14 protein-coding genes are annotated in these 16,876 nt (G+C 59.9%); 10 read left to right on the top strand and 4 right to left on the bottom strand.

Features of this window, described 5'->3' with window-relative positions:
* Positions 1-4 precede the first annotated feature (4 nt).
* From H8K20_RS08515 to H8K20_RS08470, 10 genes are all read left to right on the top strand, one after another.
* Positions 5-1,132 carry a sodium ion-translocating decarboxylase subunit beta gene (locus H8K20_RS08515; RefSeq protein WP_186488094.1) on the top strand — a complete coding sequence of 376 codons (1,128 nt, stop codon included), beginning with the start codon at positions 5-7 and terminating at the stop codon, positions 1,130-1,132.
* Between the two features lie 95 nt (positions 1,133-1,227).
* On the top strand, positions 1,228-2,055 hold the full coding sequence (locus tag H8K20_RS14045; RefSeq protein WP_186488093.1) for a nucleotidyltransferase domain-containing protein: 828 nt from the start codon (positions 1,228-1,230) through the stop codon (positions 2,053-2,055).
* 487 nt (positions 2,056-2,542) lie between these two features.
* Positions 2,543-4,933: an ATP-dependent helicase gene (locus H8K20_RS08505; protein WP_186488092.1), complete on the top strand. Its 2,391-nt coding sequence runs from the start codon at positions 2,543-2,545 to the stop codon at positions 4,931-4,933.
* 43 nt (positions 4,934-4,976) lie between these two features.
* The gene (locus H8K20_RS08500; RefSeq protein ID WP_105204865.1) at positions 4,977-5,666 is read left to right on the top strand and encodes a dTMP kinase; all 690 of its coding nucleotides are present in this window, start codon (positions 4,977-4,979) and stop codon (positions 5,664-5,666) included.
* Positions 5,660-6,565 (top strand): DUF2156 domain-containing protein, encoded by a 906-nt coding sequence (locus H8K20_RS08495; protein ID WP_186488091.1) that lies wholly within the window; start codon positions 5,660-5,662, stop codon positions 6,563-6,565. Before H8K20_RS08500 ends, H8K20_RS08495 begins: the two co-directional genes overlap by 7 nt.
* Positions 6,565-7,413 (top strand): GNAT family N-acetyltransferase, encoded by an 849-nt coding sequence (locus tag H8K20_RS08490; protein WP_186488090.1) that lies wholly within the window; start codon positions 6,565-6,567, stop codon positions 7,411-7,413. Before H8K20_RS08495 ends, H8K20_RS08490 begins: the two co-directional genes overlap by 1 nt.
* A gap of 167 nt (positions 7,414-7,580) precedes the next feature.
* The gene (locus H8K20_RS08485) at positions 7,581-8,126 is read left to right on the top strand and encodes a DJ-1 family glyoxalase III (protein ID WP_105204862.1); all 546 of its coding nucleotides are present in this window, start codon (positions 7,581-7,583) and stop codon (positions 8,124-8,126) included.
* 53 nt (positions 8,127-8,179) lie between these two features.
* Positions 8,180-8,746: a 5-formyltetrahydrofolate cyclo-ligase gene (locus H8K20_RS08480; RefSeq protein ID WP_186488089.1), complete on the top strand. Its 567-nt coding sequence runs from the start codon at positions 8,180-8,182 to the stop codon at positions 8,744-8,746.
* On the top strand, positions 8,736-9,818 hold the full coding sequence (mltG, locus tag H8K20_RS08475) for an endolytic transglycosylase MltG (RefSeq protein WP_186488088.1): 1,083 nt from the start codon (positions 8,736-8,738) through the stop codon (positions 9,816-9,818). Before H8K20_RS08480 ends, mltG begins: the two co-directional genes overlap by 11 nt.
* Positions 9,806-11,047, top strand: coding sequence for a peptidase U32 family protein (locus H8K20_RS08470; RefSeq protein WP_243206200.1), 1,242 nt, complete (start codon positions 9,806-9,808; stop codon positions 11,045-11,047). The genes mltG and H8K20_RS08470 overlap by 13 nt, the downstream gene beginning before the upstream one ends.
* A 245-nt stretch (positions 11,048-11,292) precedes the next feature.
* Here the strand turns inward: H8K20_RS08470 and H8K20_RS08465 are convergent, their stop codons facing one another.
* From H8K20_RS08465 to pheT, 4 genes are all read right to left on the bottom strand, one after another.
* Positions 11,293-12,573, bottom strand: a complete 1,281-nt coding sequence (locus H8K20_RS08465; RefSeq protein ID WP_186488087.1) for a hypothetical protein — start codon at positions 12,571-12,573, stop codon at positions 11,293-11,295.
* A gap of 539 nt (positions 12,574-13,112) precedes the next feature.
* A complete protein-coding gene (locus H8K20_RS08460; RefSeq protein ID WP_186488086.1) occupies positions 13,113-13,403 on the bottom strand; it encodes a hypothetical protein in 291 nt (96 codons plus the stop codon).
* Positions 13,404-13,723: 320 nt separating this feature from the next.
* Positions 13,724-13,969, bottom strand: coding sequence for an IreB family regulatory phosphoprotein (locus tag H8K20_RS08455; protein ID WP_105204857.1), 246 nt, complete (start codon positions 13,967-13,969; stop codon positions 13,724-13,726).
* A gap of 526 nt (positions 13,970-14,495) precedes the next feature.
* Positions 14,496-16,871, bottom strand: coding sequence for a phenylalanine--tRNA ligase subunit beta (pheT, locus tag H8K20_RS08450; RefSeq protein WP_186488085.1), 2,376 nt, complete (start codon positions 16,869-16,871; stop codon positions 14,496-14,498).
* Positions 16,872-16,876 lie beyond the last annotated feature (5 nt).

Below are 16,876 nucleotides of genomic sequence, written 5' to 3'. Positions count from 1 at the left end.
TGACATGTTTCAACAGTTTCTCGATACTGTAAAAGGTATCATCATGTCCTCGGGCTTTGCCAACTGCCCGTGGCAAAATCTCTTGATGATCGCCATCGCCTGTGTGCTGCTCTACCTGGCTATCGTCAAGGGCTTCGAGCCGCTGCTGCTTTTGCCTATCGCATTTGGCATGCTGCTGGCCAACATCCCCGTCGCCAACCTGTCCTCCCACGCCGAGGGCAGCCTTATCTACTACCTGTATCAGGGCGTTAAGATGGGCATTTACCCGCCCCTTATCTTCCTCGGTATCGGCTGTATGACCGACTTTGCCCCCCTCATCGCCAACCCCAAGAGCTTCCTTTTGGGCGCCGCGGCACAGGGCGGTATCTTCTTCACCTTCATCGGTGCCACCCTGCTGGGCTTTACGCCCAAACAGGCCGGTGCCATCGGCATCATCGGCGGCGCTGACGGCCCCACCGCCATCTTCGTCACCAGCAAACTGGCCCCCGAGCTGCTGGGCGCCATCGCCATCGCCGCCTACTCCTACATGGCGCTGGTCCCCATCATCCAGCCGCCCATCATGAAGGCGCTCACCACCAAAAAAGAGCGCATGGTGGTCATGGATACTCTGCGCCCGGTCTCCAAGACCGAGAAGGTCATCTTCCCCATCATGGTCACCATCATCGTCTCCTTCCTGGTGCCTGATGCCGCCCCGCTGGTCGGCATGCTCATGCTGGGCAACCTCATGCGCGAGAGCGGCGTGGTCGACCGTCTGGTCAAGACCGCGCAAAACGAGCTGATGAACATCATCACCATCTTCCTGGGTGTGTCGGTCGGCGCCACCGCCACCGGCGACCGCTTCTTAAGCCCCGAGACCTTAAAGATCATCGCCCTGGGCCTTATCGCTTTCTGCGTGGGCACCGCCTGCGGCGTGCTGCTGGGCAAGCTCATGTACCTGGTCACCGGCGGCAAGATCAACCCCCTCATCGGCTCGGCCGGTGTGTCGGCAGTCCCCATGGCCGCCCGTGTCTCGCAGAAGGTCGGCCAGCAGTATAACCCCGCCAACTTCCTGCTCATGCACGCCATGGGCCCCAACGTGGCCGGTGTTATCGGCTCGGCGGTCGCGGCCGGCGTGCTCATCAACATCTGCTGATAAAAGCTACATAATCGCATCTTAAAAGGCAGGGGCCCGCGGGCCCCTGCCTTTTTATCCGCCCGCCACACCAAATAAAAAGCGAGGTGTCTTTCATGCAGATAAGCGAGATCATAAATACCATCACCGCCGCGCTGGCCCCGGTCGCCGGTATCGACGCCGTGGTGCTGGGCGGCTCCCGCGCCACCGGTACCGCCGGCCCCGGCTCCGATATCGATATCGGCGTCTACTACACCGCCGCCCTCGACCTGCCCGCCTTTTCCCGTGCCGCCACCGCCCTCGACGACGCCCACCGCCCCGACTGTATCACCGGTCTGGGTGCCTGGGGCCCCTGGATAAACGGCGGCGGCTGGCTCACGGTGGGCGGCGTCCCGGTCGATATCCTCTTTCGCGACACTGCCCAAGTCGCCCGCTGTATACAGGACTGTATCGCCGGGCACATCACCATCGACTATCAGTGCGGCCACCCCTTCGGTTTTGTAAATGCCATCTACATGGGGGAGGTGTACCACTGCCGCCCGCTGCGGCAAAATACCCCCGCGCTGCAGCAGCTCAAAGATCAGCTGCGCACCTTCCCGCCCCGCTATCAAAAAGCTGCCGTCGAAAAGTTTCTCTGGGAGAGCGATTTTTCCCTCACCTGCGGGCAAAAAGCGATCGCCAAAGGCGACCACCTCTATGCCGTCGGCTGTCTCTACCGCACCGCCAACTGTCTGCTGCAGGCGCTGTATGCCGCCGCCGGCCTCTACTGCCTAAACGAAAAAGGCAGTCTTCAGCGCCTGCTGCACAGCGGCGCCCCGGTCCCGCCCGGCCTGGCGTCCGCCCTGTCGGCCATCCTAACGGTAGACCCGCAAAATATCGCCCCCTCCTTCGATATGGCCGCGCAGCTGCACCGGCAGGTGTGCGCGCTGTGCGCCCGGGGATAAGGTGACGACAAAGCCCGGTGCGCCCACTCGGCGGCCGCTGCCGCTCGCTGCGGTGGCGGCCGCCGCTGTCTGTCTTTACAAAAATGTACTGCGGCGGCAGGGGAGCGGTAGCCGGGGACAAATCTACCTGCACCCGGCCCCGTTTTGCCGCCCAAGCCAGAGAAAAAAGGTGCATTTTAAAACAGCCGCTTCGCCCCGCGCGCAGCCGTCGCCCGGCGCGGGCCAAAAAGCCGTCCATCCGCCTGGCAGTGCCGTTTGCCGGCGCCCTTAAAAGAGTTTTCTGTCCGGCGGTGATCGGGTCTGCCCACACGGTGCTAAGGCCCTGTTTTGCCGGCGACACTTTTAAAAAGGCGGGGCATGTGGTAAAATATAAATAGACTGCGATCTCTTGCCGGGGGCCCTTTGGGGCCCCCGCAAAGTCGCCCCTGCGCCGGCCTGCCCGCCTCGCCCCGCGCGGGACTACATATGATTGGAGACGCGTTATCCTATGGCTCAACCACTCAAAGAGCAGTTTGTAAAATTGCGGCGCGATTATATCGCGAGCCGCTTTTCCTCCCTCAACGACATGCAGCGCCAAGCCGTCCTGCAGACCGACGGCCCGGTGCTCATCCTGGCCGGTGCCGGCAGCGGCAAAACCACCGTGCTGGTCAACCGGGTGGCCAATCTGGTCGCCTTTGGCCGCGCCTATCACGCCGAAGAAGTGTACGGCACCCCCACCCAGCAGGATATCGACGCCCTGCAGGCGGCCATAGCCAGCGGCGCCCAGCTGCCCCAGTCCACCGCCGACCTGCTGCCGGTATCCGCCCCCCGCCCCTGGAACATTTTGGCCATCACCTTTACCAACAAGGCCGCCGGCGAGCTCAAAGAGCGCCTTTTTTCCATGGTGGGCGACGCCGCGGCCGACATTCAGGCCAGCACCTTCCACTCGGCCTGTGTGCGCATCCTGCGCCGCTGTATCGACCGGCTGGGCTTTACCTCCAACTTCACCATCTACGACACCGACGACGCCGTGCGCCTGCTCAAAACAGTGCTCCGCGAGCTGCAGATCGACGACAAGATGTTCCCCCCCAAGTCGGTGCTGTCGGCCATCGGCCGCCTGAAAGACAGCATGGTCGACCCGGAGGAGAACGCCGCCCGCGACCACGCCGACTTTAAAGAGCGCACCATCGCCAAGATCTACCAGCGCTACCAAAAGGCGCTCAAAGCCGCCAACGCGGTGGATTTCGACGACATCATCTACCACACGGTGCGCATCCTGCAGGCCGACGAGCAGGTGCGCAGCTACTACCAGGACCGCTACCGCTACGTGCTGGTCGACGAGTATCAAGACACCAACCGCGTCCAGTTCGAGCTGGTGCGCCTGCTGGCCGCCGGCCACCAAAACCTCTGCGTGGTGGGCGACGACGACCAGTCCATCTACAAGTTTCGCGGCGCCACCATCGAAAATATCTTAAACTTCGAGCAGACCTTCCCCGGCGCCACCGTCATCCGGCTCGAGCAGAACTACCGCTCCACCCAAAACATCCTCAGTGCGGCCAACCAGGTCATTCAAAACAACACCGCCCGCAAAGGAAAAAATCTCTGGACCAGCGCCGGCGCCGGGGCCAAGATCACCGTCTACACCGCCCGCGACGAGTTCGGAGAGGCCGAGTTCATCGGCGACACCATCGAGAAAAACGTCTCCGAGGAGGGCTGCCGCTACGGCGACCACGCCATCCTCTACCGCATGAACGCCCAGTCAAACGCCATCGAGCGCTACTTCGCCCGCGCCGGCATCCCCTATAAGATCATCGGCGGCCTGCGCTTTTTCGACCGCAAAGAGATCAAGGATACCGTCGCCTATCTCAGCGTCATCCAAAACCCGGCCGATACCATCCGCCTGCGCCGTATCATCAACGAGCCCAAGCGCGGCATCGGCGGGGCCACCCTGGCCAAAGCCGAGCAGATCGCCAGCGGTCTGGGCCTGCCCCTGTACGAGGTACTGCAGCACGCCTACGACTACCCGGCCATCGCCAGCCGCGGCAAAGGCATCCGCGCCTTTACCGACATGTTCGACGCGCTCATCGCCCAAAAAGACCAGCTGAGCCTGGCCGATCTCACCCGCCAAATGCTCGAGGACACCGGCTATATCGCCGTTCTGCGCGCCCAGGGCTTCGAGGGCGAGACCCGGCTCGAGAATATCGAGGAGTTCGTCTCCAACGTAGTCAAGTACGAGCAGTCGGCCGAGGAGCCCTCGCTGCAGGAGTTTTTAGAGGAGATCGCCCTCATCACCGACATCGACAATTTCGATGCCGAGGCCGACAGCGTGGTGCTCATGACCATGCATGCGGCCAAGGGGCTGGAGTTTAAAAACGTGTTCATCGCCGGCATGGAAGACGGCATCTTCCCCGGCCGCCAGTCCATGTACTCCTCCGAGGAGCTGGAGGAGGAGCGCCGCCTGGCCTACGTGGGCATCACCCGCGCCAAAGAGCGGCTGTACCTGCTCAACACCAAGCAGCGCATGCTGTTCGGCGCCACCCAGCGCAACCCGGCCTCCCGCTTTTTAGCCGAGATCCCCGACGAGTATCTCGAGGTACAGGGGGCCCCCGAGCCCATGCATCTTGATCTGTCGGCAGTGCGCTTCGGCCCCTCGCCCTCCACCCGCGGCGGCGGTCAGATCGGCGTCGGCGGCCGCCGCCAGCCGGCCCCGGCCGCCCCCAAAAAGACCGGCGCCCAGTACGCGGTGGGCGATAAGGTGGCCCACAAGGTGTTCGGTGCCGGCGCCATCCTCTCGCTGACCCCCATGGGCGGCGACACGCTGCTGGAGGTCGACTTCGACAAGGTGGGCATCAAAAAGATCATGGCCAACTTCGCCAAGCTGCAAAAGCTCAGCGACTAGCGATACCCGCGCGCAAAACTTTCATCACAAGGGGGAAACACCTGTGCAAAACCCATCAAAACAGGGCAAACTGATCGTGATAGAGGGCCTCGACGGCAGCGGTAAGGCCACCCAAACGGCGCTGCTGGCCCAAAACCTGCAGCGCGGCGGCCATCCGCTCTTGCAGGTCAGCTTTCCCAGCTACGGTCAGCCCGCCGCCGGCGCGCTGGAGGAGTATCTGTCCGGCGCCTACGGCCAAAAGCCCGAAGATGTGGGTGCCTATGCCGCCTCCACCTTTTTTGCCGTCGACCGCTTTGCCAGCTTTCGCAAGAGCTGGGGGGCGCACTACCGGCAGGGGGGGCTGGTGCTGTGCGACCGCTACACCACCTCCAACGCCCTGCACCAGCTGGCCAAATTGCCCCCGCCCCAGTGGCAGCCCTACCTCGACTGGCTGTGCGACCTGGAATTCTGCAAAATGCAGATCCCGGCGCCCGACCTGGTGCTGTATCTCGATATGGACCCGGCCGTGTCCCAGCAGCTGATGGACCGGCGCTACGCCGGCGGCGGCCACAGAGATATCCACGAACAGGATGTAGCCTATCTCACCCACTGCCGCCGGGCGGCAGATTTCTGCATCCAAAAGCTGGGCTGGCACAAAATACGCTGCAGCAGCGCCACCGAGCCGTATCCCATCGAGCAGATAGCCGGCGAGATATACCGTAAAGTATGTGAGGAGATCATTTCTATATGTTGACATTTAAAAAGCCCGCTCTCGAGGACCAGTCATGGGCCGAACCGCTGCTCTATGCCGCCGGTTTCGGCAGCTGTGAGTACGCCTTTTCCAACATCTACATGTGGTGGGGCGCCTACGGCATCGAGTACACCCAGGCCGAGGGGTTCTTCGTCTCCCGCTCGATCGACGGAGAGAGCGCCATCTACAATTTCCCCGCCGGCCCCGCAGTCGACGACCTCACCGCCCTGCGCCGGGTGTTTGACCTGCTGCGCGAAGACTGCCGGGCGCTGGGCAAAAAGTTCGTCATCAACGGCGCCGGCGAGCGGCAGGCGTCTCTGCTGCGGGCGCTCTTCGGCGACGATATCCAGCTGCAAAACAACCGCGACTACTTCGATTACGTCTACTCCGCCCCAAAGTTGGCGGCGCTGCCGGGCAAAAAAATGCACTCCAAGCGCAACCACATCGCCTTTTTCGAAAAGACCTACAACTGGTTCTACGAGCCCATCACCCGCCAAAACATCCCCGACTGTCTGGCCATGAACGAGGAGTGGTGCCGCCAAAACGGCTGCAGCACCAGCGAGAGCCTGCAGATCGAGCACTGCGCGGTCAAAAAGGCCTTTGCCGACTACGAGCAGCTGGGCCTGCGCGGCGGTCTCCTGCGGGTCGACGGCCAGGTGGTGGCCTTCACCTTCGGCCACGCCATCAGCAAAGACTATTTCGATACCCATGTCGAAAAGGCCTTTGGCGACTACCGCGGCGCCTATCCCATGATCAACCGCGAGTTCGCCAAAACGCTGCAGGACGAGTTCCTCTTCATCAACCGCGAGGAAGATCTGGGCGAGGAGGGGTTGCGTAAGGCCAAGCTCTCCTACAAGCCCGAACTGCTGCTGGAAAAATACACCGTGACACTGGAGGACTGATGCCGGTGATCGATACCGCCACCCGGGCCGACTGGCCCGCACTCAAAACCATCTGGCAGGCCTGCTTCGGCGACGAGAGCAGCTATATCGGCCTGTTTTTAGAGGATCTGTTTGACAGCTGTATCCCGCTGGTCTGGCGGCAAGAGGGGCAGCCGGTGGCCATGCTCTACCTGTTGCCGGTGCAGCTGGTGCAGGCCGGCCAGGCGCAGAGCTGGCACTACCTCTACGCCGCCGCCACACTGCCCAGCTGTCAGGGGCGGGGGCTCATGGGGCAGCTGTTAAAAGCCGCCCGGCAGAGCAGCGCACAGGCCGGTGCCGCGGGTATCCTTCTGGTCCCCGGTGAAAAGAGCCTCTTTCAGTACTACGCCCGCTTTGGCTACGCTACCTACGGCGCCCGGCGGCAGCTGTGTCTGGCGGCCGACGAGCTGTCCGGCTCCGCCGCAGTGCTCTCGCCGCTGCCGCCGCCGCAGCTTGCCGCCTGCCGCCGGCAGGCGCTGGCCGGGCTCGGGCTCAGCTATATGGCCCACAGCCCGGCGGGCTACCGGCACATCTGCCGCGAAGCGGCGTACCTGGGCGGCGGGGCCTACCGCTTTGACGGCGGCCACTGCATCGTCCACCGCGACGGCGACACCGCCCTCGTCAAAGAACTGGCCGCCGCCGATACCGCCACCGCTGCCGCTGCACTGCGGGCGGTGTGCGGTCTCCTGGGCACTGCCCGGCTGCTGCTCACGCTGCCGCCGCAGGGGCCGCTGTTTGCCGGGCGGGGGCAGGTGCTGCCGGCGGCCATGTCGCTGCCGCCGCCGGGCCCGTCCGCGCCTCCCGCCTTTATCGACCTGGTGCTGGACTGACGCACTCCCGATCGCGCCCCTGTCCCGTCGGGCCATACCTCGCCGGCCGGTAAAGGCGCAGCCTGCTGTTGCACAAAGTCATTTTTTAGGGCGTAAAAGGCCCCAATTTACAATTTGTTTACAATTTCGCGCGCAACTGTGCCGCGGTGAAAGGATGGTCTCAGCTCGTGATCTATGTATTTTTTGCCCAGGGATTTGAGGAGATCGAGGGTCTGGCCCCGGTGGATATTTTGCGCCGGGCCGAACTGGAAGTGATGATGGTCGGCGTCGGCTCCCGCCAGGTGACCGGCGCCCACGGCATCACCGTCGCCTGCGACATCGCCGACAGCGATATCGTTTTAGAAGAGGGGCTGCAAATGATGGTGCTGCCCGGCGGTATGCCCGGCACCCTGGGGCTGGAGCACAGCCCCCAGGTGCAGCGCTGTATCGACTACTGCGCAGAAAACCACATCCCCATCGGCGCCATCTGCGCCGCCCCCTCCATCCTCGGCCACAAAGGCCTGCTCGACGGCCGGCGCGCCACCTGCTTCCCCGGCTTTGAAGACCAGCTGGGCGACACCGTCTCCACCGGCGCCCCGGTAGAGATCGACGGCGATATCATCACCGCCCGCGGCGCCGGCGTGGCCTGCGAGTTCGGTCTGGCCCTGGTCGAAAAGCTGCTGGGCGCCCCCCGCGCGCAGCTGCTCAAAAATTCCATCCGCATGCGCCCCTAGTCAGCGGGGGTAGCCCGCTCGGCGGCGCTGTCCTTTTCTCGCGAGGTGATATCATGACGACCGATCCCAAAGCCCCTCTGCGCCACTGGGCCAAGCAGTACCGCGCCGGTCTGGACCGGCGGCAAAAGGCGCAAAAAGATGCCGACATCACCGCCCAGCTCTGGCAGCTGCCCCAATTTGCCGGTGCCCCAGCGGTGGTGCTCTACGCCGCCCTGCCCCGCGAGATCGATACACTGCCGATCATCGAGCAGTGTATCGACCTGGGCAAACAGGTATATCTGCCCCGGGTGGTGGGCCGGCAGCTGCAGCTGGTACATACGCCGTCCACCGCCAGCCTGCGCATCGGTGCCTTTTCGGTGCCCGAGCCCACAGGTACCCGACTGTGGGGGCGCACCGACCTCCCCATCGTGGTTCCCGGTCTGGCCTTTGACCGGCAGGGCTACCGCGCCGGTTACGGCAAAGGTTACTACGACCGGCTGCTGGCAAACTGGACTGGCTTTAAAATCGGCCTGTGTTACCGCGACTGCCTGTTTGCCACCGTCCACCCCCACCTGTACGACATACCTGTAGACCAGGTGCTCACCGAAGAGACAGAGAAGGAGAACACCCATGACCAGTAATTTAAAAACCACCTCTAAAGGCCCCAAAAGCCGCAAAAAACTGCTGCTCATCATCGCCGCTGTCGCCGCCGTACTGGTGCTGCTGGCCGGCGGTGTCGGCCTCTGGGCTGCCGGCGAGATCGGCGGCTGGGGCGGCGCCGGCAAACAGGTCACCGTCACTGTGGCCGAGGGCAGTTCCACCGGCCAGATCGCCCAGGCCCTCAAAGATAAAGGGGTAATCTCCAGCCCCACCGTCTTTAAGATCTACTCCCGCCTGCAGGGCCACGACGGCAGCTACCAGTTCGGCGACCACCAGGTGAAGAAAAACGCCCCCTATGCCGATATCGTCAAGGTGTTGCAGCAGACTACGCAGGATGCCGACACCGTATCGGTCACCATCCCCGAGGGGTATAATCTGGCCCAGATCGCCCGCCGCCTGCAAAAGGCCGGTATCTGCGACGAGAACGCCTTTATCGAGGCCATCAACACGGCCGATTTCGGCCTCAAGTTCCAGCAGCACGTCGCCGACGATCCGCTGAAGATCCTCAAGATGGAAGGCTACGCCTTCCCCGACACCTACCAGTTTAAAAAGGACGCCGACCCCACCGAGGTGGCGCGGGTGTTCCTCACCCATTTCGACAGCCAGATCACCGACGAGATGTACGCCCGCATGGATGAGCTGGGCATGTCGCTCGACGAGACGATCGCCTTGGCCTCGATGATCCAGAGCGAGTCGTTTTCAAACGACGACATGCTCATGGTCTCCTCGGTGTTCCACAACCGGCTCAACAACCCCGATATCCTCTCTCAGCTGCAGTCCGATGTGACCATCCTCTTTTTACAGTTCTACGACGATTTCGGCATCACCTACAGCGAGCAGCAGTCCGAGGCCTACAACACCTACTCGGCGGTGGGCATCCCGGTGGGTGCCATCTGCAACCCCGGCCAGGCGGCCATCCACGCCGCGCTCTACCCGGCCGAGTCCGAGTACTTCTACTTCGTCACCGACGGCAACAACAACTACTACTACGCCAAGACCTACGAGGAGCACGAGAAGAACGTGGCCGAGGCCAGCAAGACATGGAAAAAGTAAACATGCAGCCGGTACCTGCCCATCCGCTGGAACTGCTGGCCCCGGCCGGCGACCCCGAGCGGCTGCAGGCCGCACTGCTCTATGGGGCCGATGCGGTCTACCTGGCCGGTGACAGCTACGGCATGCGCGCCGGGGCCGGCAATTTTAACCGGCAGCAGTTGGCCCAGGCGGTGGCCGATGCCCACCGGCAGGGAGTCAAGGTGTATGTCACCTGTAATACCATGCCCCGCTGCGGCGAGCTGGCAGAGCTGCCCAGCTACCTCTCTTACCTACAGTCTATCGGTGTCGACGCGCTCATTGTCGCCGACTTGGGGGTACTGCAGCTGGCCCGTCAGCACGCCCCACAGGTGGCGCTGCACGTGTCTACCCAGTTTGGGGTGGTCAATTACGCCACCGCCAATGCACTGTACCAGTTGGGTGCCAGCCGGGTGGTGCTGGCCCGGGAGCTCTCGCTGCAGGAGATAGCCGATATCCGCCAAAATACCCCGCCCCAGCTGGAACTGGAAGCTTTTGTTCACGGCGCTATGTGCATGTCGGTATCGGGCCGCTGTCTGCTCTCCCAGTACCTCACCGGCCGCGATGCCAACCGCGGCGCCTGCGCCCAGCCCTGCCGCTGGCAGTACCGGCTGGTAGAGGAGACCCGTCCCGGCCAGTACTTTCCGGTAGGGCAAGACGAGAGCGGCAGCTATATCCTAAACGCCAACGACCTGTGCATGATCGAACACCTCGATGCGCTCATCCGCGCCGGCGTCACCTCTTTAAAGATCGAGGGGCGGGCCAAGGCGGTGTACTATGTGGCCGCCGTCACCAATGCTTACCGCTGTGCCCTGGATGCCTACCTCCAAGAACCCCAGCACTACCAGTGCCCCAGCTGGCTGCGGCAGGAGGTGCAAAATGTCAGCCACCGCCCCTATTCCACCGGCTTTTATATGGGCGATATACCCGGCCAACACCTCGACGACGGCCTCTATATCCGCCAGAGCGACGTGGTGGCGGTGGTGCAGAAATACCGGTCCGGCCGGCTGTACGCCACCTTAAAAAACCGTCTGCATCGGGGCGAAGAGGTCGAGCTGCTGTTGCCCGGCCGGCCGCCGCTAAAGTTTGTGGTCGATGACCTGCGCGGTGAAGACGGCCAAATTATCGACCAGGCGGTGCACCCGCAAATGCTCTTTTCGCTGCCCGCCCCCGCCGCCCCGGCCGGCTGCATGCTGCGCCGCTGCAAGGCATAGATAAAAAGCAGCCCCGTTTTTAAACGGGGCTGCTTTTTGGTAACGGTTTATGCACGATGGCCGTAGGGGCATAGTGCCCCTGGATAAGCGGGGTATAAGCTGTGAAAAGATCATTTAGCCCGCTGCTTTTAAAAATCCAGCTGTTCACAAAGAAAAAGGAGGCAGCTTCTGTCAAAGTGCCTCCTTTCGCAATGACCGAACTATTTTGGTGATCGGTAGGTCCTACTGTAAACGGTGACGGACAACTACCCAATAATATCTATATACTTGGCATGGAGCTGAGGGATGGTAATACTCGCCCCCAGCGTAGAGGTATAGGTCTTGGTCCCGTCCATCATGCCATACATGGTAATGATGTCGTCCTCTAAAATGCGCTGGCTGCCGGCGGGCAGTGTATAGGTGACATATACAGTATCCCTGTAAATGCTGTAAGAACCCAAAGTCACATTTACCCGCATAGTGACATAATCCGCCGACGCTCCGTCGATGACCTGAACCACTTTGCCGGTAAATTGTACTTTTTCACCGACATGGGCAGTGGGATTACGAGCCGCCTCATCATAGGACAAGCTGCCGCAGCTGGCCTTAAACAGCGAGATGATCTCGACCTCGCCAAATCCCACATCCATCTCTTTTGCCTTTTTCGCGCAAAATACATTGTCGCTGCCCACTGTTCCATAAAGCCGCACACCGCCGGCTTTTAAAGAGGAAGCCGCTGGATTGCTGCTGTAGGGGAGTTCTACCGTCTGCTGCGCAAAGTTGCCGTCAATGTTCTGACTGAATAAAAAGGTGGCCTTTTTGCCGGCGGAGAACTTGCTGAGATCGGTGATATAGCCGTCCATATACACATACTGTCCGGCGTGGCTGCCGTCGGTGGCGGCGGCCCAGCTAATGGGTGCGCCGCTCTGCTCCACCAGGGCAATGAACTGGTCTCCAGAGGAGCGAAAGGCGCTGTCCTCATATATTTTTTCGCTCTGTTTGTCCCCGATCTGCTGCACCTGCATAGTCAGATGGCCATCTTCAGACGAGCCGGTAAATTTTCCAAATATCCGTACCTCTTTGTCCTTGAGCACCGCGACGTTGTCGGGCGCGTACTGCGGTATATCGCCGACGGTCAGTGCCCAGGATTTGCCATTACTGTCGCTGGCCAGAGCTACGACAACGCCGTTTTGCTGCTGCACATCCTCGATCTTGCCGTCAAAGAAAATATAGTTGTTGGTAAACCCTTTACCACTGTAGACATTTTTGTCGGCTTGGCGATAGCCGGCTACCCGGTCCTGTTCCTCAAAACCGGTATTGCTCTTAAACTGCAAGGTGTTTCTAAAATCCTCACCAAAGTCACGCAGTTGTGTACTGCTGTACTTGGGCATACAAAAAATAAAGCTGTATACAGTTTGCTCTTTATAGAAGAGCTCGATGACTGCCGGGTAGTCGGTGCCGTCTATCGTCATGGTAGCTAAAAACTCAGCGCCGAACAACCCCGATGTGAGCTGTGAGAGCGGTTCGAGCTCCTTAACATCAGACATCGCATCGGTATCGCTGTATGCCTTATAGTATGTCTCTAAAAACGTCTGTGCTTCATCACTGGTGGGACTCTCTTTCATTGTCCTGTCTAAAACATAGGAGGCAGTCATATAACCGTCGTCGGGGGCACCTATTTTTTTAGCAAAAAAACGTTCCAGATCTCCAGAGCGATCATGTGCCCACTTACTCGGCATGCTAAAGGACAGGCGCCCGTCCAGTGCATAGCGTTTATCGAGCTTAACCGATCCGCAACCGGTAAACGAGCAGACGGCCACGATACACAGTGCCATCAACAGTGCCACAACTTTTTTATTACGCTTACTTCCATCTCAGAAAATGAAATGTTATTTTTACATAGTATATTATATTACTCGTATTTTTGCAGATGATTGTCGAAGAATATATAAATTTATGCATATAGATGATAAATGTTCGACAAATTTGTGCAAATAAGAAAATAAAAATAGGCAAATAAAAAAGAGGGAGCCACTTTTGTGACTCCCTCTTTTTAGACGTTCTAAGACCTGTCAGACCGCTACTTTTAAACGCCCTCTTTGTTGGCGCGCTCCAGCCAGATCTCGGCGATCTCTAAAGCGCCCCAGATCCCCTTTTTCTCGCTGCTCTTGACGATGCGCTCGATGGGGGAGAGGTCGGTGTTGGTGTTCATCAGCGACAGCCACACCTTATCGGCCACATCCTCATCGCCCTGTTTCTGGGTCGAGAGTATCTGCATATACACGATGTACCGGTCGTCCATGCTGCCAAAGTACATGTCGTTGCCGCAGCGCACCAGCGGTTTGCCCCTGTACATAAGCGTCTTCTTTTCTGCCATATCGTATTCCTCCCGCTCTGGTAGAATTTTCATGAAACAAAAAGCGTTCTGTACCGCCGCTCCCGGCTGCCACCACCTGTTTAAGTGGGCCGCAATGAAGGGCACAAAACGCCAGATCTATAGAGTTTCTTTACACAGTATAGCAGTTTTTACCCGCAAAGTAAACAACCCACCGGTAAACTTTATGCCCACCTGCCGGCAGCGCCCCAATAGGGCCTATCAAAAACGGCCGGCATTTTGCCATTTAAAAAGGCAAAAACCAGCCGTTTTTACATTTTGTTCACAAATACGAGTTCTACTACAATAGCAGAATACGCGCGCTATTCGCCCAGGTAAGATTTTACCAGCGTGCGCAAAAGTTCATCGCGGTCCAGCTTGCGCACCAGACTGCGGGCATTTTGATAGGTCGTGATGTAGGTGGGGTCTTCTGACAGGATGTACCCCACGATCTGATTGATGGGATTGTAGCCCTTGTGGCGCAACGCGTCGTACACCTGGGTCAATATTTTTTTGGTCTCGTCTTCCTTGTCCTCATAGAGGGAGAAAGTCATGGTCCGATCCTGCATGGTTATCACCTCTCACCTAATAAGATACACTATTTTGCTCTATAAATCAACCAAAACATGCCCTGGAAAAACTTCAAAATAAGGGGAGATCTTGCCGACAGCTCCATGCTGCACAGCAAAGAACGGCACATTTTTTACCGTTCAGATCGACGGTCAGCCAGTACCCCTGCAGATATCAAGTAGAGAGCGGACCTCCAAATTAGCTATAGAAAAAGAGCACTACGGCAGGCCGCAGCCCACCGTAGTGCTCTCAATAGAAGTATCAACTTTTCGTGGGCCCGACCCTACTTTTTCGTTTTGCACTACATAGCGGGGAGAACGAGCTGCCTACCCCAAGGATATAAAGCCTGACCGATCGTGCAGGTGTATAATCATAGCACCTCACAGCTGGCAAGAACGGTGTCACTGCCGACGGCAGTGCGAGGAGCGCTGCTCTGAGAACAGTTCTTGTCCTTTTTGCACTACTTAACGGGGAGAACAAGCCGCCTATCCCTAAGATATAAAACTTGACCGATTGTGCAAAAAGCTATGCGCGCAAGCTCACGCCCAGCGGCGCCAGATTTTTGAGGATCTTGGCCACGATATCGTCGGCGTGCTTGTCGGTGAGCGTCTCGCTCTCTGAGCGCAGCACGATCTTGAAGGCCACGCTCTTTTTGCCTTCGGGCAGCTGTTTGCCGCGATAGATATCGAAGAACTCCACCTTTTCCAGCAGCTTGCCGGCGCTGTGCTGGATGCTCTCGGTGATGTCGCCCACCAGTATTTCCTCATCGCAGACCAGGGCCAGATCGCGTGTGGAGGCGGGGAATTTGGGCAGCGGTTTGTAGGTCACGGTCTCTACTGCTCCGGCCAGCAGAGAGGCGATATCCAGCTCGGCGATATAGGTGCGGGGCTTGATGCCATAGCCGGCAGCCACCTCTGGGTACACCTCGCCGATGACGCCCACGATCTTACCGTCGAGCTCGATCTCGGCACAGCGGCCGGGGTGGAAGGTGGGGTGATCAGCACAGGGGATGAAGCGGCAGCCGGGCACCTTTAGTCCGTCGAGCAGGCCCTGACAGACACCTTTGATGGTGTAGAAATCGCAGTCGCCGTACATGCCCAGGGTCAGGTGTTCGGGCTCGTTTGGCAGTTGGTCATCACCGGCCTTTTCGTACACGGTGGCCAGCTCGAACAGGCGGCAACTCAGGTTGCGATTGGCGTAGTTCTTAGAGAGGATATCCAGCATCGAGGGCAGTGCAGTGGTACGCATGACGCTGGTATCTTCGCCCAGCGGGTTGCGGATGGTCACCGAATCGCGCAGGGGACTATCCGCCGGCAGGCGAATATTGTCGTAGTATTTGGGGCTGATAAAGGTGTAGGTGATGATCTCGTAGAGCCCCATGCCCACCAGCTGCTGACGGATAGTGCGGGCAAATTTCTGCTCCCGGGTAAGCTCGGCCTCGTCGGCTGTCTGGGCCAGAGTAGAGGGGATCTTATCATAGCCGTACAGCCGGGCGATCTCCTCGGCTACGTCGGCTTTGTGGGCCACGTCGGATCTGAAAGACGGCACCACGATGCTGTCGTCTGCACGCACCTCGAACTCTAGGCTCTCGAGATATTTGACCATATCTTCTTTGGGGATCTCGGTACCCAAAAAGCGGTTGGTGTAGTCGGCGTCCAGGTGCAGGACAGTGGGGGCCTTGGGGGCGGGGTAACAGTCGATGACGCCACCGACCACCTCACCGGCGCCCAGCTGCTCTACCAGCTGGCAGGCGCGCAGCAGGGCAGAGATGCAGGTCTCGGGGTCGAGGCCCTTTTCGTATCTGGACGAGCTCTCGGTGCGCAGGCCCAATTTTTTGCTGGTACGGCGCACACTGGGGCCGGCAAAGCAGGCACTCTCAAAGATAATGGTGGTGGTGTCGTCGGCAATACCGCTCTTCTCGCCGCCCATCACACCGGCCACTACCGAGGGGCCCTGTTCGTCGGCGATGACCATCATGGTCTCATCCAGATGGCGCACTACACCGTCTAAGGTCTCCAGCGTCTCGCCTGGGCGGGCCTGGCGCACGATGATGTGCCCGTTTTCTACCTGCTGGTAGTCAAAGGCATGCATGGGGCTGCCGTACTCCAGCAGCACGTAGTTGGTGATGTCGACGATGTTGCTGATGGGGCGGATGCCGCACACCCGCAGCCGGTCGCGCATCCACTTGGGCGAGGGACCGATCTTTACATTTTTGACGACTTTGGCGGCGTACCGCAGGCAGTTTTCGGTCTCGACGTCCACTTTCAAGTAATCGCCGATATCCCCGCTCTCGTGTTCTACGCGGGGGTCGGGCAGCCGCAGCGGCTTTCTAAAGGTGGCGGCGCTCTCACGGGCCAGACCGATCATCGACAGACAGTCGGGCCGGTTGGAGGTGATCTCGAACTCCACCGCCAGATCGTCCAGCTCCAGCGCGGTGACGATATCCTCGCCGACGGTGTAGCTGCCATCCTTTAAGATCATGATGCCGTCGGCATCTTGGTCGGGGCAGTCGTGCTCGGTGAGACCCAGCTCGGCAAACGAACACATCATCCCGTTAGAGACCTGTCCCCGCAGCTTGCCTTTTTTGATGTGCACGCCGCCGGGCAGATAGGAGTCGTGCAGCGCCACCGGCACCACCGCGCCGGGGTACAGGTTGGTGGCGCCGGTGCAGATCTGGATGGGCTCCGCTCCGCCCACCTCTACCTGGCACACCACCAGTTTATCGGCGTCGGGGTGCTTTTCGATCGAGAGCACCTTGCCTACCACTACGTTTTTTATCTCGTCGGCCAGGTTCTCCCAGCCCTCTACTTTGGAGCCGGACATGCTCATGGCCTCGGCGTACGCTCGGGGCGCAGCGTCGATCTCGGTGTAGTCCTGCAACCATTTATACGAAAGGATCATCTTCT

The sequence above is a fragment of the Neobittarella massiliensis (ex Bilen et al. 2018) genome (genome assembly GCF_014269355.1).
Classification (GTDB): Bacteria; Bacillota; Clostridia; order Oscillospirales; family Ruminococcaceae; genus Neobittarella; species Neobittarella massiliensis.
This window is presented reverse-complemented; position numbering and strand designations above follow the sequence as displayed.